At 61.2% G+C, this 17983-nt stretch carries 15 protein-coding genes; 6 read left to right on the plus strand and 9 right to left on the minus strand.

The window, feature by feature from the left end; all coding sequences use genetic code 11:
* Window positions 1–2 precede the first annotated feature (2 nt).
* From ASE80_RS19020 to ASE80_RS19050, 7 genes are all read right to left on the minus strand, one after another.
* Window positions 3–833 (minus strand): DUF2797 domain-containing protein, encoded by an 831-nt coding sequence (locus tag ASE80_RS19020; RefSeq protein ID WP_056860307.1) that lies wholly within the window; start codon window positions 831–833, stop codon window positions 3–5.
* Window positions 830–1090, minus strand: a complete 261-nt coding sequence (locus ASE80_RS19025) for a YeaC family protein (protein ID WP_017138108.1) — start codon at window positions 1088–1090, stop codon at window positions 830–832. The genes ASE80_RS19020 and ASE80_RS19025 overlap by 4 nt, the downstream gene beginning before the upstream one ends.
* Window positions 1091–1169: 79 nt before the next feature.
* On the minus strand, window positions 1170–2093 hold the full coding sequence (locus ASE80_RS19030) for a tetratricopeptide repeat protein (RefSeq protein WP_056860308.1): 924 nt from the start codon (window positions 2091–2093) through the stop codon (window positions 1170–1172).
* Window positions 2093–2578 carry a hypothetical protein gene (locus tag ASE80_RS19035; RefSeq protein ID WP_056860309.1) on the minus strand — a complete coding sequence of 162 codons (486 nt, stop codon included), beginning with the start codon at window positions 2576–2578 and terminating at the stop codon, window positions 2093–2095. The genes ASE80_RS19030 and ASE80_RS19035 overlap by 1 nt, the downstream gene beginning before the upstream one ends.
* Window positions 2578–3927 carry an ATP-binding protein gene (locus ASE80_RS19040; protein WP_056860310.1) on the minus strand — a complete coding sequence of 450 codons (1350 nt, stop codon included), beginning with the start codon at window positions 3925–3927 and terminating at the stop codon, window positions 2578–2580. The genes ASE80_RS19035 and ASE80_RS19040 overlap by 1 nt, the downstream gene beginning before the upstream one ends.
* Window positions 3928–3965: 38 nt before the next feature.
* Complete coding sequence (locus tag ASE80_RS19045; protein ID WP_371920483.1) at window positions 3966–4940, minus strand: metallophosphoesterase; 975 nt, start codon at window positions 4938–4940, stop codon at window positions 3966–3968.
* Window positions 4937–5827 (minus strand): NAD(+) kinase, encoded by an 891-nt coding sequence (locus ASE80_RS19050; protein WP_010210870.1) that lies wholly within the window; start codon window positions 5825–5827, stop codon window positions 4937–4939. The genes ASE80_RS19045 and ASE80_RS19050 overlap by 4 nt, the downstream gene beginning before the upstream one ends.
* Window positions 5828–5971: 144 nt before the next feature.
* Between ASE80_RS19050 and ASE80_RS19055 the strand changes: the two genes are divergently transcribed.
* Window positions 5972–6919: a DUF1853 family protein gene (locus tag ASE80_RS19055; protein ID WP_017138105.1), complete on the plus strand. Its 948-nt coding sequence runs from the start codon at window positions 5972–5974 to the stop codon at window positions 6917–6919.
* Here ASE80_RS19055 and pvdP read toward each other — a convergent pair.
* Window positions 6912–8525: a pyoverdine maturation tyrosinase PvdP gene (gene pvdP, locus ASE80_RS19060; RefSeq protein WP_056860312.1), complete on the minus strand. Its 1614-nt coding sequence runs from the start codon at window positions 8523–8525 to the stop codon at window positions 6912–6914. The genes ASE80_RS19055 and pvdP overlap by 8 nt on opposite strands.
* A 142-nt stretch (window positions 8526–8667) precedes the next feature.
* Between pvdP and pvdM the strand changes: the two genes are divergently transcribed.
* The 3 genes from pvdM to pvdO are packed head-to-tail and all read left to right on the plus strand — an operon-like array spanning window position 8668 to window position 12222.
* Window positions 8668–10017 carry a pyoverdine-tailoring dipeptidase-like protein PvdM gene (gene pvdM, locus ASE80_RS19065; RefSeq protein ID WP_056860313.1) on the plus strand — a complete coding sequence of 450 codons (1350 nt, stop codon included), beginning with the start codon at window positions 8668–8670 and terminating at the stop codon, window positions 10015–10017.
* An 18-nt stretch (window positions 10018–10035) separates the two neighbouring features.
* The gene (gene pvdN, locus ASE80_RS19070; RefSeq protein ID WP_056860314.1) at window positions 10036–11316 is read left to right on the plus strand and encodes a pyoverdine-tailoring periplasmic protein PvdN; all 1281 of its coding nucleotides are present in this window, start codon (window positions 10036–10038) and stop codon (window positions 11314–11316) included.
* Between the two features lie 33 nt (window positions 11317–11349).
* Window positions 11350–12222, plus strand: a complete 873-nt coding sequence (gene pvdO, locus ASE80_RS19075) for a dihydropyoverdine dehydrogenase (protein WP_056860315.1) — start codon at window positions 11350–11352, stop codon at window positions 12220–12222.
* Window positions 12223–12745: 523 nt separating this feature from the next.
* On the opposite strand, the gene ASE80_RS19080 is transcribed toward pvdO, so the two are convergent.
* Window positions 12746–13573 (minus strand): N(5)-hydroxyornithine transformylase PvdF, encoded by an 828-nt coding sequence (locus ASE80_RS19080; RefSeq protein ID WP_056860316.1) that lies wholly within the window; start codon window positions 13571–13573, stop codon window positions 12746–12748.
* A 201-nt stretch (window positions 13574–13774) separates the two neighbouring features.
* On the opposite strand from ASE80_RS19080, the gene ASE80_RS19085 reads away from it, so the two are divergent.
* Together ASE80_RS19085 and ASE80_RS19090 are read left to right on the plus strand one after the other, a co-directional pair.
* Entirely contained in the window at window positions 13775–15427 is a 1653-nt protein-coding gene (locus ASE80_RS19085; protein ID WP_056860317.1) for a cyclic peptide export ABC transporter, read from the plus strand.
* Between the two features lie 154 nt (window positions 15428–15581).
* Entirely contained in the window at window positions 15582–17960 is a 2379-nt protein-coding gene (locus ASE80_RS19090; RefSeq protein WP_056860318.1) for a TonB-dependent siderophore receptor, read from the plus strand.
* The last annotated feature ends 23 nt before the right edge of the window (window positions 17961–17983 follow it).

Genomic DNA, 17983 nt, shown 5'->3' on the forward strand with positions numbered 1-17983 from the left:
TTTTACTGATGCACGGCGAGCTGGTAGGCCGTGTACTTACGAATGTTGATAACGCCGGTGTCGAAGATCAGGTATTGGCCCTTGATCCCCAGCAACGTGCCTTCGGCAATCGGGTTCTTGTCCAGGTTGAAGCTGACGATCTTGGCCGGGTATTGCTCGACCGGGTAACGAATTTCGATCGGTTCGATGTCGGTTACCGGTTGGATGGCCTGCAAGCCAAAGCGTTCCTGCAACCCCAGCAAGCCGTCGGCGCAGGTGGCGAACAGCTCATCGCGTACCTGCTTGAGGTCCACCGATTGCGCATCGCCCTTGAGTAAAGCACGCCAGTTGGTTTTATCGGCCACTTGGCTGCGAAACAGGTCTTCAACGAAACCGGATTGCTGACGGGTCGCCACGCGCATGATCGGCAGCGCCTGGCTGGCACCCTGGTCGAGCCAGCGGGTCGGCAACTGGGTGGCACGGGTGATGCCGACCTTGATGCCCGACGAGTTGGCCAGGTACACCACGTGGTCGGTCATGCAGAATTGTTCGCCCCAGCCCGGATCACGGCAGGTGCCGGCGTCGTAATGGCAACGCTCGGGGCTCATGATGCACAGGTCACACTGGGCCAGTTTGGTCATGCACGGGTAGCAGTAACCCTGGCTGAAACTGGTCTTGGTCTTGCGGCCGCAATGGCTGCAATGAATGGCACCGAGATACTCCAGGCGCACGTGGGTACCGATCAACGGGTTGACCGGCACCTCGGTGTCGCCCAGGCGAAACGCGTATTGAACGGTCGGCTCACCGAGTTGCGCCGACATTTTGCTGACTGCACCGCGACCAATTTCAATCAATGGATCGCATCCGACTTGAACAGAATGTTCGGCACCGGCGCCGACTTCGACGCGCATTCCTGCGGGCCCATGTAGCCGGTGCGCTGCTCTTCTGGCAGGTTCTGGATTTCCCAGGCGATCACCGCTTGCAAGGACAGCTCACGCTGCTCGGCGGTGAGCTTGCGGCCATCGGACCACTTGCCGATTTCCACGGCCAGCTTGAGGCTCTCGTAGATGTCCGGGGTGATGTTTTCGATCATTTCAGCAAAGGACGACATGTGCACAACCTCTTTATAACGGTCGCTGGTTCAGCGAATGCAATGATGAAAATGGACGGTGGGGCTCGATAACGACACGTCAGAACTCCTTGGACAACTTGACCTGGACCAGCTCCTTTTCGAGCAGACGCCGGAAAATCTGCGGCGCAGCGAAGGTATAGGCAGCGAACCCCAGCCATACCCAATCAATCATTTGGGCCAACTGGGGGTAATCATGGGCCGTCAGGGTGATGACTACCACACGATAGATCACGAACATAAACAGCAGCAGGACAATGGCCCGGGTAGCGCTGCGCTCGCTCATCCAATTATTGAAACGCCACCAGGCCCCCAAAAACACATTACTGCGGGCTTTTACTGCCGTCAGGAGATGCAGTGCCGCAACGTTCGTGGCGTTTTCCTGCAATGCCCAGATCGCATGGTCACGGGCGCCATTGATATCGCCTTCACGCAGCAGTAAATGGCCAAGCACCACCACGGCGCCCGCGTTACCTGGATCGGCCTGCAACGCCTCGCGCGCGAACCGATACGCCTGATCCCAGTGAGCGCTCGTACGATGAAACTGCGCCATGGCTACCAAATTGGCGGCATCATCAGGGGCCAGCTCCAGCGCTTCTTCCAGCGGCTCACGGCTCTGGGCCAGACGGCCGGTCAACTGATAAAGCTCCGCCAGACAGCGGTGATTGCTGGGGTTGAGCGGTTCCATATCCAATAACTGGGTCAAATGCTCCTGGGCCAAGCTGAATTTGCGCATGGCTATCGCCACCTGGGCAGCGGCGTAGTGGGCCATTGGTAACTGCGCGTCGGCGGCCAGCGCCAATTGCACTTCGCGCTTGGCCGCATGGACGCGACGCATGTTCATCAAACAGATAGCCAGCAGCGCATGGGCTTCGGCCGAGTGCGGATCACTGGCCAACAGTTGGCGCAGCGCGTCGATGGCGCCGTCATTGTGATCCGCCTGCAGACGCTGATAAGCCAATTGCAACAGATAGTCGGTATTCATCAGCTCACCACCAGATACCAAAGGGTGCTGGGCACCCATTTGACAACCATGCCCTTAAGCACAAAACCACCGATCAACGCCAATGGAAGACCAAAGCGACTGAGCACGCCGCCGTAGTACTGATAAATCTCGATGGTCGCGTTCTGCTGCATATAGAGCATGTAGCCAATACTCAACTTCCACACGACCAGCACCAGCAAGGCGTATTGAATCTCAGCCTGGGTCTGGACGTAGCCAAAACCCACCAATTGCATCAGCCCCAAGCCGATCACTAGGCTGCCGAACAGCGCCACGCCAGCGAGGATCCATTCACGCACCCGTGTCGGGCTGCCGACGGCAATGGAATTGAACACAAACCATGGCAAGCCCAGCCATGCTCCGCCCAACATCAAACCCAGCAATGGCCACAGCGGTGAAACGGCCCACTTGGCGAGGGCGCCCGGCCGCGGTTCGTCTTCAATGCGGTATCCGCCGTACTGCGCCATCAGCGACCCTTCCCGTGTTTGTCGAGGAAGGCCAGCACCTCGTCATATTGATTGCCTTCATTAGCGTATCGCGCGTAATTGCGCGCGGTGGTCAGCCACTCCAGGGTGGTGGCACGTACATCTTTCAACGCTGCCTTGAAATGGCGGTCGCAAATAGACTGTTCGGCGCCACTTTCAATCGATGCTTCAATTGCCTCATCAGCGGCTGTTTCCACCAGTTCACTGAGGTCCGCGCCGGAAAAGCCCGAGGTGTTCTTGGCCAGAAAGGCAAAGTCGATATCATCCGCCATCGGCCGCCCTTTCATCATCACCTTGAGCATGCTTTCGCGCGCAGCGCGATCCGGTGGCGGCACAAACAGCACCCGGTCAAAGCGGCCGGGGCGACGGAATGCCGAATCCACCGACCACGGCACGTTGGTCGCGGCAAGGATCAGTACGCCGTGGTTGTCATTGGTAAAGCCGTCCATCTCAGACAAAAACTGGCTGACCAGCTTGGACGATGTAGATTCGCGGGTATTGGAGCGTTTACCACCCAGCGCCTCGACCTCATCGAAAAACATCACCGCTGGCGCCTGCGCACGCGCCTGTTCGAACAAGGCGTGCAACTTGCGCTCGGACTCGCCGATATACATATCCAGCACGTCGGAAATGGCCACATTGAAAAACGTCGCCTTGCATTCTCCGGCTGTAGCGCGTGCCAGCAAGGTCTTGCCACAGCCCGGCGGGCCATAAAGCAGTACACCGCCGCCAACCTTCTTGCGAAAGCGCTGGAACAAACCCGGCTTTTGATACGGCAGGATGATCTTTTTGTGGATGGTTTTTTTCAGCTCATCCAGGCCGCCAATGTCATCAAAGGTCAGGGTTTCTTTTTCCGGCACCAGCAGGCGTACCACTTCGCTCTTGTCAGTGTCGTCATTGGAGATCACGCGCAGGCGCGGGCGCCCTTCGGCCGCAGGAAAATCCAGCACCGACACATTCAACCGACGCCACAGCGCCATGTCTTCCAGCGCCGGGTTGGCATCGACTGCCGCGCGGTATTCCACCTGGGCTTCCTTGAGGCGTTCCAGCGACGCCAGCGCGCGCGCCTTGAGCAGGCGTGCGGCAGGGTCGTTGCCTTCTATTAGTTGCAAGGCACGTGGCGCCTGGCCGGCGGCAAGACACAGCTGCGCGGCTGCCAGCTTAAGGGCTGCGGCGTTGGGCCATTGTTCAAGGTCGGCCGGCAGCAGGTTAAGCCCGCGCTCAAGCTCGCCCCGCTCAAGGCTGGCGCCGAGCAGCATCGTCAGCAGTGCAACATTGCCGGGCGCCGCAGACAAAGCCGCCTCTAACTGATCGAACGTCGAATCATCCATGGTGCTTCCTTAAATGTGCAGTGTCGGTACACAGAGATTCATGTGAATACCTCAGGGCGCTCAACGTCGACCCATACAAATTTACGCGGATCCAGGCGGGTTTCCTGGTCCAGTCGATACGCCACCAGCTTGCCGTACAGCACCGCGCTGTAGTCCAGGCAGGCCAGGTTGTCGCGGATCGGCGCCGGCTTGCCGCTGCGCCAGTAATGCCCGACGAACAACAAGGGTTCGTCGACGCCATAACGCAACAGGGAATTTTTTTCGGTCGACGACAACGGCGTACGCGCCACCGGCTCCGGCAATGCATCGGGCTGGAACACGATGTCGCCGTAGGTTTTGGGGTCGTCTTCCCAGAATTTGGTGCGGAAAAATGAGCGCGTCAGGCCATCGCCACCGGTCAGCGTCAGGCCGTCCGGCAGGCGCATGTCGGTGCCGCGCAGCAGGCGGTCGAAGGCGTTGCAGGCAAAGCTGCCCGGCACGGCGGCGGCCTGCAAAAAGTGCTGGTCGATGCAGCCATCCGGGAAGGTGGCGCGCAGCGGCTGGATAAAGCCTTCGTCCCAACACGCATGCACCACGCGAAACCGCCCGGCGTCGACAAACAGCGGCATGTCGTAGAACCAGCCGAGGAAGTCGTGCCAGTCGGCCGGGTGGTGCTCGAACTGGGTCAGGGTTTCGTGGATCAACCGCGCATGGCGTGGGTTGTGCTCGCGCACGAACTGCTTGCCACTGCCCGGCGGCGCCGGCGTGCTCCAGCCCAGCGCATTGAACTCGTGGTTGCCCATGATGCACAGCGCCTGGCCGGCCTCGGTCATATCGTGGACGATATGCAGCGCCTCGCGGATGCGTGGCCCACGGTCGATGATATCGCCGAGGAACACCGCCATACGCGTCGGATGGCGCCAGGTTCCAGCCTGTTTATGGTAGCCCAGCCGGTCGAGCAAGTGCTCAAGGGTATGAGCGCAACCGTGCACGTCACCAATCAGGTCGTAGCTACGCGCGGGATCGAGCATCAGTCGCCTCCACCCCCCAAGCGGCTGCCCCAGCCCAGCTTGGTGCGGCACACTTCGTAGTAGTTGTGGTCCAGCGGGTGGATCAACCGCAACTTCTGTGCCTTTTTGCTCACGGTGATGGTGTCACCGGGGGCGCAGGTGAAATGGTTCTGCCCGTCGCAGGAGACTTGCGGGTAGATCTGCATGTCTTTGGACACCACGATTTTCAGCTCACTGTTGCCATCAACCACAATTGGCCGACTGGACAACATATGGGGGTACATCGGCACGATCACAATGGCATCGAGTTTGGGGTGCATGATCGGACCGCCGGCCGACAGTGCGTACGCGGTAGAACCGGTCGGCGTGGCGACGATCAGGCCGTCAGCCTTTTGGCTGCACACGAACTGGCCGTCGATATACAGCTCGAACTCGATCATGCGCGTGGATTTGCCAGGGTGCAGCACCACATCGTTGAGCGCATCGCCCTGGCCGATGGCCTCGCCGTGGCGGCGTACTTCGGCTTGCAGCAGGAAGCGGTTTTCCACCAGGTAATGGCCGTCGAGCACCTTGGCCACTTCGACTTCGAGGTCATCCGGGCGGATATCCGTGAGGAACCCCAAACTGCCACGGTTGATCCCCAGCACCGGCACGTTGTGCCGCGCCAGGGCACGGGCGGCACCCAGCAGGCTGCCGTCGCCGCCGACCACAATAACCATGTCACAGACTTCGCCGAGCATCTTGCGCGACGAGGTTTGCAGGCCGTGACCGGGCAGGATTTCGGCGATGGTGTCTTCGAGGATCACATGCAGGTGGCGTTCCAGCAGGAATTTTTTCAGCCGGCGGACGGTGTCCAGCACCTGGGTACTGCCCAGGCGACCGATAATGCCGATATTGCGAAATTGCTCCATGGGGCTCCTGCGGGATTTGGGGTCTGGCAAAAAGAACGATTATGGGCGAAAGGCCGCGTCAGGCAAAACCCTTTGTCGCCGCAGGGCCTTGATGACAATGGTTCTCAGCCACCCTTAACGGCTCTAAAAGGCTATGCTCGGACCATGACTGTGTTCCCCGACCTGCTCAACCTGCCCCGCCAATTGCGCCACCCCGAGGTGCGCGACCTGGCGTGGGTGGTGCTCGCCCCGCCGATGCTTGCGCAAACGCCCTGGCCGCAGCGCCACCCACTGGCCGGCAGCGACTGGGTACAGGCGCCGCACCGGCTCGAACAGTGGTTACGCACCCTCGACCAGGACAGCAGCGCCTTGCAGCATTGGCTAAGCCTGTCGCGCACGCGGCGCCTGGGCCTGTACTACGAGCGCCTGTGGCAATTCGCGGTGCAACATGCGCCGGGGGTGGAGTTACTGGCCGCCAACCTGCCGATCCGCCGCGCCGGGCATACGCTGGGCGAGCTGGACATGCTGGTGCGCGACCGCGATGGCGTGCACCACCTGGAACTGGCGATCAAACTGTATCTGGGGCCGCAGGACGGCAACGGCCAGGACCCCGCGCAATGGCTCGGCCCCGGCTGTCATGACCGGCTGGACCGCAAGCTCGCGCACCTGGCCCAGCATCAACTACCGATTTCGGCCCGCCCGGAAAGCCGCGAAGCCCTGGCGGCGCTGGATATTGCGCAGTTCGATGCACATTTGTGGCTGGGCGGGTATTTGCTCTATCCGTGGCCCGGTACCGCCGAATCCCCGCTGGGCGTTGAACCACAGCACCTGCGCGGGCGCTGGCTGCATCAGCGTGATTGGCGCGACTTCGTCAGCCAGAGCCCGCCGGGGCGCTGGCAACCCCTGCCTCGGCACGCCTGGCTGGCGCCGGCGCATTACTCGGAGGATCAGGTGTGGCGTGCTGACCAGATGCAAGCCTGGCTGGCAGACCTCGACCCGATGGCACCGGCCCAATTACTGGTGCGGCTGGTTCAGCAAGGCGCAGATTGGGAAGAAGCCGAACGTTTGTTCCTTGTTGCAGACCTGTGGCCAAACGTCCCGGGCATTACTTGAGTTTCAGGTGGCGCGCATACCAGGGCCGTTTCGGCACGCGCTTGAACAAGGCCTGCAATCCGTCTTCTTCGGCGAAGGTGATGCGCAGCGCCAGCTTCATGGTCTCCGGGTCCATCTCCATCGACCGCCCCATCTGCAGCCCCGGCGTGGTGCTGCAACCGTGGGTGTCCGGCCCCAGCCATGGGTCAGCGACTTCCACCCAGCGGCCTTGGGCAAACCACTTGACCCCGTTGACCTCCAGCCGGCTGACCTCGCCTGGATTGAACCGCTCATGGGCGCGAAACCAGTCCTCGATGCGATCATCGATCCAGCCGTGAAAGTGCCAGAACACCGGGTTTACGTGCGATGAGAACGGGTCGCCCAGGAAGTCGTTCTGCGGCGCGTACCAACGCGCGGCAAAGTCCGCCGGGTCACGGGCGAACGGCACCGGCGCGCCGTTGGACGGGTCGCGGGGCACCGAGGCCCAACGCATGTGCAGCCAGTCGTGCAGGCCCAGCTCCATCTCCGAACCTAACTGGCCCAAGGTCAGTTTGGCCAGGTAACGCGGGTCACGGTACTGCGACTCCCACACCTGGAAGTTGCTGTGGTAGGTCTCGGCCGCCTTGATATCGCTGACCCATTGAGTGTAGTCGCTGTCATCAGGTGCTGACCAACAGGGTGGCAGCGCAAAGCCGTCGTGGTTATCGAAATAACGCAAAAACCCCAGGCGATCGCGTTCCAGCGCCGGTTGGGGTTCAGGGAATTGCGGCCAGGAAGGCAGGTCTTGCATGTAGCGCGCAGTGCCAAGCATATGCCGGTGCATGAAAAAGAAGTCGATACCCGAACCGTTACGGTCTTTGCGTTTGCCGCGCGCGTCGCGCTCCTGGCCGCGTGGCCCGGGTTGCCAACCGATACCGCGCAGGGCATCGCGTTTTTCCTCAGACAGCTTGTGCCACTGGTCACGGGTGGCGTGCCAGAGCTGGTGGAACAGCCGGTGCTCAGGCGCGATCAGCCAAGCCAGCAAGGTCGGGTTAAGGCCGATACGCTGGCGCGCTTCGGGGAACAGTTGCTTGTGGGCGATAAAGCGGTTGTCGCGCTCGGTCAGGGCCAGGGGGCGCTCAAGGTCGAGAACCTGCCCGCTCAGGGTGCTGCTGCCGGCATTGGCGAAGTCGGCCCAAACTTCGTCGAGGGTCATCTTGAACTCATAGGCCGGTGCGCCATCCGCGGCGTCGCGGTCGATCAGGCGCCAGTAGAGCACGGCGCCCTCGCCCGTCAGCAGATCACCGAGCACGCGGTAACGCGGCTCGCCCTCGGCACGCAGGTTTGCAGCGGTGTCCAGATAGCCACGCAAGCCACGGCCACGCGGGGCGATGTCGAGCAACAGCTCCAGGCCTTGCAGCGGCAAGCCTTTAAGGCCCGCATCGCGGCCCTCCAGGCGCAGGCTCCACACACCGCGCAGGGTATTGGCCAGGTGTTGGCCGGCGGTGTCGGCCAGGTCCACCGTGGCCTCGCCCGGCGTGATCGGGAATTCTTCACGCGTCAGCTCGCGGTGGGCATAAAGGGCCGCTGGCACGGCAGCGCCGGTCAGCGCCAGGCCGGCGATGAAGCCACGTCGAGAGAGGGTCATTGTTTACCTTAGGAAACAGCTTGATCAGAGCTAGAACGTTGACGGCCGCAAGAAATTTACCGTTGCCGCGCCCGCGCCTAAATTTCCCCGGTCATGGCTCGTTCTTCCCTGATAGCAAAGGCCTCAACTGACTGAGATGGCAATGACAAAATCACGTTCGAAAAAGGCGCTGTATATCGGCCTGCCGCTGGCACTGGCCATCGGCGCCGGGGTCGGTTTCCTGGCCTGGGATCACTGGTTCAAAGGCAATGCCGGCTACCCGCTGGAGGTGATCAAGCAGGCCAACGAAATGCAGGACCGCTTGTTGTCGTTCGACAGCCATATCACCGTGCCCATGGATTTCGGCACCGCCGGCAACGAAGCCGACAAGGATGGCAGTGGCCAGTTCGACCTGGCCAAGGCGGCACGCGGGCGTTTGTCGGGCGCGGCCCTGACGATTTTCGGCTGGCCGGAAATCTGGAACGGCCCCAACGCGCCGCACAAACCCACCGACGGTTTTGTCGAAGAGGCCCGTCACGAGCAGGAGGTGCGCTACAAGATCATCTCCGGCATGGTGCGCGACTTCCCCAACCAGGTCGGCATCGCCTACACCCCGGACGATATGCGGCGCCTGCATGGCGAAGGCAAGTTTGCGATCTTTATCAGCATGCTCAACGCCTACCCGCTGGGCGACGACCTCAACCAGCTGGACCTGTGGGCCGCACGCGGCATGCGCATGTTCGGTTTCAGCTATATCGGCAACAACGCCTGGTCCGACTCGTCACGCCCGTTGCCGTTTTTCAATGACAGCACCGACGCGCTTGAAGGGCTGTCACCTATCGGCCAACAAGCGGTGCAGCGCCTCAATGACCTGGGTGTGATCATCGATGTGTCGCAGATGTCGACCAAGGCGCTGGAACAAGTCGCGCAATTGAGCCGCACCCCCATGATTGCCTCGCACTCGGCGCCGCGTGCCTCGGTGGATATCCCGCGCAACCTCAGCGACAAAGAACTGCAACTGATCAAAAACAGCAGCGGTGTGGTGCAGGTGGTGGGCTTCCCGGCCTATTTGCGCCCATTGAGCCAACCCACTCAGGACAAGCTCAACACCTTGCGTGCGCGCTTCGATTTGCCGCCGCTGCCCAACCTGGCCATGGCCTTGATGCCCGGCGACGCCATCATCGCCGCCTGGTCCGAGCAGAAGTTCGGCCAATACGCCCAGGGGCTGTACGCCATTCTTGAGGAAGAACCCAAGGCCACCCTCAAGGATTGGGGCGATGCCATCGACTACACCGTGCGCAAGATCGGCATCGACCACGTCGGCATCGCCTCGGACTTCAACGACGGCGGCGGCATCCAGGGCTGGGAGAACGTCGGCGATGTGCGCAATGTCACCGCCGAACTGATCCAGCGCGGCTACTCCGAAGCCGACATCGCCAAGCTGTGGGGAGGCAACTTCCTGCGGGTGTGGGACCAGGTACAAAAAGCCGCCAAGCCGTTGGCCAACCGCTAATTACTCAGAAGCCAGTCCATGACCGACCGCCGTACATTCCTCAAGCAGGCCGGGGTGTTCGCCGCCAGCTTGCCACTGGGCAGTGCATTGCTCGCGCACGCCCAGGCAGCCACTCAGGCGCCCGCCACCAACGACCCATGGACGGGTTTCAAACAGCTGTTCACTCAGGACCCGGACTACCTGCACTTTTCCAACTTCCTGGTCACCTCCCACCCACGCCCCGTGCGCGACGCCATTGAGCGCTACCGCCAGCAGATCGACCGCAACCCCGGCCTGGCCATGGACTGGGGCCTGGAAGAAACCTGGAAACGTGAAGGCCAGGTGCGCGAATGGGCAGGTCGTTACCTGAACGCCCAGCCGGCGCAGATCGCGCTCACCGGCAGCACCTCCGAGGGCCTGGCGATGATCTACGGCGGAATCAAGCTGCGCCCCGACCAGGAAATCCTCACCACCGAACACGAACACTACGCCACCCAGAACGTGCTGGATTTTCGCGTCGCCCGCCAAGGCACCCAGGTGCGGCGCATCCGCTTGTTCGAACGGGCCAGCCAGGTCTCCAGTGACGAGGTGCTGGGTAATATCAAGCGCGCGATTCGCCCCACTACCCGCGTGCTGGGCATGACCTGGGTGCAGTCTGGCAGTGGCGTGAAGCTGCCGATCGGCGAGATCGGCACGCTGGTGGAGGAACTCAATCGCAACCGCGACGACAACGACCGCATCCTGTATGTGGTCGATGGCGTGCATGGTTTTGGCGTGGAAAACCTCGACTTCCCGGCCATGCACTGCGACTTCTTTATCGCCGGCACGCATAAATGGATGTTCGGCCCACGCGGCACCGGGCTGGTCTGCGCCCGCGATGCCGAAAACAAATACGTCACGCCCATGGTGCCGACCTTCTCAGAAGACACCAACTTTGCCACCACCATGACGCCCGGTGGCTACCACGCCTTTGAGCATCGCTGGGCAGCCGATGAGGCTTTCAAACTGCACCTGCAACTGGGCAAGGCACAGGTTGAGGCGCGCATCCACGCGCTCAACAGCGAACTCAAAACCCAGTTGCTGGCGCATCCGCAGATCGAACTGGTGACGCCGCGCCGCAGCGACCTGTCGGCCGGTTTTACCTTCTTTCGGGTCAAGGACCAGGACAGCGAAGCGGTCGTCGCCCATATGCTGAAAAACCGCGTGGTGATCGATGCGGTCGACCGCGATGTCGGCCCGGTGATCCGCACGTCCCCCGGTTTGCTTAACAACTCGGACGAAATCCAGCAGTTCATGGCCCTGTTGAGCCAACGCCTGTGATGCACCCTTTTTTCCTTTGAACGAGATGCCCACATGAATCCATCCCGACTCAAACCCCTGACCGCCCTGGCGCTGAGTGCTCTTTGCGCGGCATGGCTGCCCAACCTGGTGCAGGCCGCCACGCCGCAACCCGGCAAAGTGTTCAAGGACTGCAAGGACTGCCCGGAAATGGTGGTGCTGCCCGCCGGCACCTTCACCATGGGCACGCCGGAAGACGAAGTCGGCCGCGAGCCCGATGAAGGCCCGATGCACGACGTAACCTTCGCCAAACCCTTTGCCATGAGCCGCTTCCACATCACCGCCAGCGAATGGGACAGCTATATCCGCCAGACCGGCGTCAAGATTGCCGACGGCGACACCCGCCCCGGCCGCGAATGCATCGCCAGCAAGCCCCGCTACCCGCAAGGCCCACGCCAGCCGGCGGTGTGCATGGACATGGACGACATCAAAAATTATGTCGCCTGGCTGTCGAAAAAAACCGGGCAGAAGTACCACATGGTCAGCGAAGCCCAGCGCGAATACGCCGCCCGCGCCGGCTCCACCGGGCCGTTCCCCTTCCCGTTCGACGAGGGCAAGGGCTACAGCATCGCCCAGCACGCCAACACCTACGGCCCGGCAGATGGCTACAGTTATTCCTCACCGGTGGGCAGCTACCCGCCGAATGCATTTGGCATGTACGACATGCACGGCAATGTGTATGAGCGGGTGGCCGACTGTGAGCACCCCAACTACATCGGCGCCCCTACCGACGGCAGCGCCTGGATGGAGCCCCACTGCGAGGGCTACCAGATCCGCGGCAATGACTGGGGCGAAGCGCCGGTGTTCTCACGCTCGGGCAACCGCAACACCATTTACCCGCAAACCCGTGGGGACTGGATTGGGTTTCGGGTAGTGCGCGAACTCTAAGGTGGGAGCTGGCTTGCCTGCGATGGCATCAACTCGGTGCGCCTGATGTACCGAGGTGTCTGCATCGCAGGCAAGCCAGCTCCCACATTTAAACCGAGTTGCAACAGGTAGACAGGCTTTTGCTTTGGACTTGATCTAGCTTTTGTTTTGACCACTCAGGTCGGCTTTCAGGCCGCCGTGCTGTAGATCTTGATCTTGATTTTGATCTGAGGCGCCCCGTCAACCACGATGGCCGAACGCAGGCTTGAATTGAATCCGTGGGTAACCCGGCAGGACGCCGGGTTAGCCGCGCTGGGCCAAGGATGGCCCATCGCGGCGGCCCACGGATTCAAGCCGGAGTGAGGGCACACCGAGCCCAAGCGAGGTGCCGAGTGGTGGGGCGAGGACCTTTTGGTTACTTTTGCGTCCTTGCAAAAGTGACCCGCCGTCAGGGCGGAACCCTAAGTAGCCGTTACCGCAGCAACGGATATGTACACCGGCACACCACCTTCGCAGGCAAGCCAGCTCCCACACTTGGATCGCCTTAAGCCTGCTTGGCCAACAACTCCAACCCTTCATGCAACGCCGGGAACAGGCTGTTGTTGAAGTTGTTCCAGCGCAGTTCGAGGATGGTGTCCTCAGGCGAAATCTCGGTTTTCAGCACGTCGTGGAACACTTCGCCCGAATCAATGCCGTTGTCCACGTAATGGAACGAAGCGCCGGTGAGGTACAGCGGTTCGCAGGCCTTGGTGGCTTTGGTCGCCCAATCCACCACCGTCTGCCCGCGTGCGCCGTACAAGGCATTCCAGGTGGCATAGGCGCCACGGCGCTCGTAAGGCGATTCAATACGGGTAATGCCTGGGTGGATGTTCATGATCCGCCGCGCAAACGGCGCGCCGGGCCGCACCAACTCATCGAGGATCACCAGCAGGCCGTCCAGCACCACGATATCGGCCTTCAACTCCACCAGGGTGTCGTGCAAGCGACGTTCAAAATCCTGCTTGCCGGCGATGTGTTCGGCGCTGCCACGCGGCAGGCGGCGATAGGTGGACGGTACGCTCAGCAACAAGTCATTGACCAGCTTGCCCTGCACCCTCAGGCCTGCCGGGTAGAGCCACTGGCGACCCGGCTGGTAGGCAAAGCCATAGTCAGCGACCAACTGCTGGTCCCGTGGGTTGTGCTCGTCATCGTCGTACACCACGCCGACCAGGTTGTAGGCCTGGCCCAAAGGTGTGTCGTTCAGCGACCCCACCAGAAACTCCAGTACCGACTTCATATAGCGCTCGTGGTCCTTGTAGGCCACCGGCTGGCCGGCCTTGTCGGCGGCAGCGTTTCTCAGGGACCAGACATACACCAGATTCTTTTTCGTCATTGTTTCGCTCTCGCTGGATAGATCAGGCACGCGCCAATACGCGTGCGCCTACACAACAAGAACGAACCAGCCTGTTGGCAATTTATCGACCCGCTCCACCGCCCGGCGCGCCGCGCTAAATAGTCGCCCCGGCACTTCGTTTGTCATGGGTAAGGGTCTGTGTGCCCAGCCCCCTCTTTTTTCACTTTCCGGGAAGTATTTATGACCGACCCCAAGCGCGGCGCCTTTAACGGTTTGCTCGCATTGCTCAGGCCTTTTCGCACCATCGTGAGCGTCTCTGTCGCGCTGGGCATGGCCGGCGGCCTGGCCATCACATTGCTGCTGGCGACCATCAATAACGCCCTGCACTCTTCCACCGGCATGACCCAGGGCGTGGTCCTGACCTTTGCGGCGCTGTGCCTGCTGGCGCTGACCAGTTCGATCGTCTCGGATATCGGCACCAATTATGTGGGCCAACGAATCATTGCCGCCCTGCGCAAGGATCTCGGCGAGAAAGTACTGTCGGCGCCCATCGAGCAGATTGAACGCTACCGCTCGCACCGCCTGATCCCGGTGCTCACCCACGACGTCGACACCATCAGCGATTTCTCCTTCGCGTTTACCCCATTGGCCATAGCCAGCACGGTGACCCTGGGTTGCCTGGGCTACCTGGCCTACCTGTCAGTGCCGATGTTCCTGATGATGATCGTGGCCATTGTGATCGGCAGCAGCGTGCAATTCATCGCCGGCCACAAAGGCATTCGCGGCTTCGACGCAGCCCGCGACCTGGAAGACGAACTGCAGCGCTACTATTCGGCGATTGCCTCCGGCGCCAAGGAGCTGCGCATCCACCGGCCACGGCGCTATCGGATGAACACCCACCGCATCCAGGCAACCGCCGACCGGATCAGCGACATCCAGGTGCGCTCGGTAAACATTTACATCGTGGCCAAAACCTTTGGCTCGATGCTGTTCTTTGTGGTCATCGGCCTGGCCCTGGCCATGCAGGCCTACAGTCCCAACCCGGACCCTGCGGTGATCACCGGTTTCGTATTGGTGCTGCTGTACATGAAAGGCCCGCTGGAACACGTGATCGGTTACCTGCCGATCATCGGCAAGGCGCGCATTGCCTTTGCGCGTATCACCGAGCTGTCGGATCGCTTCTCGTCCCCCGAGCCGCACTTGTTGATGGACGGCAGCGAAGCGCCGACGCCGGTGGTCGACAGCCTTGAACTGCGTGGCGTCACCTACAGCCCACCGCCGGTAGAGGGCAGCGAGCCCTTTCACCTGGGGCCGATCAACCTGAGCATCCAGCAGGGCGATATCGTGTTTATTGTCGGCGAGAACGGCTGCGGCAAGACCACGCTGATCAAACTGTTGCTGGGCCTGTATCAACCCGACGCGGGAGAAATCCGCCTGAATGGCGAAACCGTGACCGACCCGGTGCGCGATGACTACCGCCAATTGTTCACCACGGTGTTCGCCGACTATTACCTGTTCGACGACCTGGTCCAGGGCAGCGCCACGCAATCGCTGGACAGTGCCGCCAAGTACCTGGAGCGCCTGGAAATCGCGCACAAAGTCAGCGTCAAGGACGGCGTGTTCAGCACCACCGACCTCTCCACCGGGCAGCGCAAGCGCCTGGCGCTGGTCAATGCCTGGCTCGAAGAACGCCCGGTGCTGGTGTTCGACGAATGGGCCGCCGACCAGGACCCGGCCTTCCGCCGCGTGTTCTACACCGAGCTGCTGCCCGACCTCAAGCGCCTGGGCAAAACCATCATCGTGATCAGCCACGACGACCGCTATTTCGGCATCGCCGACCAACTGGTGCGCCTGCGTGCGGGCAAGGTCGTGCACGAGATGGAACCGGCCTGAAGTTTTTTTTCCGGTTTTCACGGATAGGAACGTCTCACTAGTGGTAATGAGAATTGACCTCAATAAACACTAAAAGCTGCCCACTTAAAACATAGAAGAGAATGCATCCATGCCAGCAACGTTCGGTCTGAGTCCCTTGAGCAAGGCACTCTCCATGCGCCGCCTCTTGAATACCCCTCTGCTGCCAAGCGCGATTGCCCTGGCACTGGCACTGCCGGTCGCAGGTTATGTGCAGGCGCAGGAGGTCGAATTGAATGTGCCTGCACAGCCGCTGGGGAGCGCGCTTCAGGAGTTCGGTCGCCAGACCAACTTGCAGGTGCTCTACAGCCCCACCGACGTTGAAGGCAAACGCAGTCACGCGATCAAAGGCAAGTTGCAACCCGGCCAGGCCATGACCACCTTGCTGTCCGGGACGGGCATCAGCTATGACCTGCAGGGCAGCTCGTTCACCATCAGCGCGGCGAAAACGTCGGCACTGGAACTGGGCGCAACCCAGGTAACCGCCAACCAGTTGGGGACCATCACCGAAGGTTCCGGCTCCTACACCCCTGGCACCATCGCCACCGCGACGCGCATGGTGTTAAGCCCACGTGAGACGCCACAATCGATTTCCGTGGTGACCCGCCAGGCCATGGACGACTTCAGCCTCAAGTCGATCGACGACGTGATGCGCCACACACCGGGCATCACCGTTGCCGCCTACGACAGCGAGCGCACCAGCTACTTCTCTCGCGGTTTCGCCATTCAGAACTTCCAGTACGACGGTATTCCGATCCTGCAGGATGCCCAGTACTCGTCGGGCCACACCTTGACCGACACCGTGATCTACGACCGCGTCGAAATTCTCAAGGGCGCCACCGGCCTGCTGACAGGCGCTGGCGGCCCGGGCGGCACCATCAATATGGTGCGTAAAAAACCCACCTCGGAATTCAAGGGCTATGTCGACCTGGGCGCGGGTTCCTGGGACAACTACCGCTCGGAAATCGACGTCAGCGGCCCGCTGACCGAGTCCGGCAATGTGCGTGGCCGAGCTGTCGCGGCCTACCAGGACAAACATACGTTCCTCGATCACTACCAACGCCAGACCAACGTTTACTACGGCATCCTTGAATTCGACCTGTCACCGGATACGTTGCTGACCGTCGGTGGCGACTATCAGGACAGCGATCCGCAGGGCTCCAGCTGGTCCGGTTCGGCCTCCCTCTTTGACTCGGCCGGTAACCGCATCAGTACACCACGCTCCTTCAACAACGGCGCCAAGTACAGCAAGTGGAAACAGTACACCCGTACCGCCTTCGCCACCCTGGAGCACACGTTCGACAATGGCTGGGTCGGCAAGGCGCAGTACAACCACCAGATCAACGGCTATAAAGCCCCGTTGTCGGCCCTGCTGTCACCCAATGCCGAAACGGGCAAGGCATCGCTGCTGACCCGTACCTACAATGGGGAAACCACCAGCGACACGGGCGACTTGTACGCCACTGGCCCGTTCAGCCTGTTCGGGCGCGAGCATGAGCTGGTGGTCGGCACCTCGGTATCGCGCTCGCACTGGCTGGGCAGCGATTACACCAACGCCACCAACTACGAAAACAGCCACGACTACTTCAACTGGGACGGCGACGCGCTCAAACCGGACCGCGGCCCTCGGACCAAAAAGAACGACGAGCTGACCCGCCAGAGCGCCAGCTACATCACCGGGCGCTTCAGCCTGGCCGATGACTTGCACCTGATTCTCGGCACTCGGGTCAACAACTACGAAGTCAGCGGCACCAGCCAAGTCAAGGACACCGGCAAGGTAGTGCCTTATGCCGGCATCACCTATGACCTCAATGACAACTTCTCGGCCTACGCCAGCTTCACCGAAATCTACCTGCCACAGGACGACTACCGCGACCGCAACGACAAACCGCTGGAACCGGATGAAGGCAAGAACTACGAGATCGGCCTCAAAGGCGAGTTCTTCGATGGCCGCCTGAATTCGAGCCTGGCCTACTTCGAGGTTCACGAGAAAAACCGCGCCGTCGACGACACCGATTACATCCCCAACAGCCACCCTGGGCTGGATTACGCCTCCAGGGGCACCGAAGCCAAGACCAAAGGCTACGAAGCGGAAATCTCCGGCGAGCTGGCGCCAGGCTGGCAGTTGCAGGCGGGCTATACCCACAAGATCATGCGCGACAAACAGGGGGAGAAGCTCTCCACCTGGGAACCGGAAGATCAGGTCAATATCTACACCAGCTACAAGCTGACCGGCCCACTCGACAAACTGACCCTGGGCACCGGCGTGCGCTGGCAAGGTACCGGCTGGAAACTGCTGAACAACTATGCCAAAGGCACTGAGGAAAACTTCTCCCAGGACCCACTGTGGATCGTAGACGCGATGGCCCGTTACCAGGTGACCGAGAACGTATCGGCGACCCTCAACGTCAACAACATCTTCGACAAGAAGTACTACACCAACATCGGCTTCTATAACTCGGCTTACTACGGCGACCCGCGTAACGTCATGCTCAGCACCCGCTGGAACTTCTGATCCAGCCCAAGCCCCTGGTCATC

The organism is Pseudomonas sp. Leaf15 (assembly GCF_001421425.1).
Taxonomy (GTDB): Bacteria; Pseudomonadota; Gammaproteobacteria; order Pseudomonadales; family Pseudomonadaceae; genus Aquipseudomonas; species Aquipseudomonas salomonii.

Coding starts and splice junctions, on each gene's coding strand:
- ASE80_RS19025 (WP_017138108.1), bottom strand. CDS start 1,090: ATGTCGTCCTTTGCTGAAATGATCGAAAACATCACCCCGGACATCTAC.
- ASE80_RS19030 (WP_056860308.1), bottom strand. CDS start 2,093: ATGAATACCGACTATCTGTTGCAATTGGCTTATCAGCGTCTGCAGGCG.
- ASE80_RS19035 (WP_056860309.1), bottom strand. CDS start 2,578: ATGGCGCAGTACGGCGGATACCGCATTGAAGACGAACCGCGGCCGGGC.
- ASE80_RS19040 (WP_056860310.1), bottom strand. CDS start 3,927: ATGGATGATTCGACGTTCGATCAGTTAGAGGCGGCTTTGTCTGCGGCG.
- ASE80_RS19050 (WP_010210870.1), bottom strand. CDS start 5,827: ATGGAGCAATTTCGCAATATCGGCATTATCGGTCGCCTGGGCAGTACC.
- ASE80_RS19055 (WP_017138105.1), top strand. CDS start 5,972: ATGACTGTGTTCCCCGACCTGCTCAACCTGCCCCGCCAATTGCGCCAC.
- pvdP (WP_056860312.1), bottom strand. CDS start 8,525: ATGACCCTCTCTCGACGTGGCTTCATCGCCGGCCTGGCGCTGACCGGC.
- pvdM (WP_056860313.1), top strand. CDS start 8,668: ATGACAAAATCACGTTCGAAAAAGGCGCTGTATATCGGCCTGCCGCTG.
- pvdN (WP_056860314.1), top strand. CDS start 10,036: ATGACCGACCGCCGTACATTCCTCAAGCAGGCCGGGGTGTTCGCCGCC.
- pvdO (WP_056860315.1), top strand. CDS start 11,350: ATGAATCCATCCCGACTCAAACCCCTGACCGCCCTGGCGCTGAGTGCT.
- ASE80_RS19080 (WP_056860316.1), bottom strand. CDS start 13,573: ATGACGAAAAAGAATCTGGTGTATGTCTGGTCCCTGAGAAACGCTGCC.
- ASE80_RS19085 (WP_056860317.1), top strand. CDS start 13,775: ATGACCGACCCCAAGCGCGGCGCCTTTAACGGTTTGCTCGCATTGCTC.
- ASE80_RS19090 (WP_056860318.1), top strand. CDS start 15,582: ATGCGCCGCCTCTTGAATACCCCTCTGCTGCCAAGCGCGATTGCCCTG.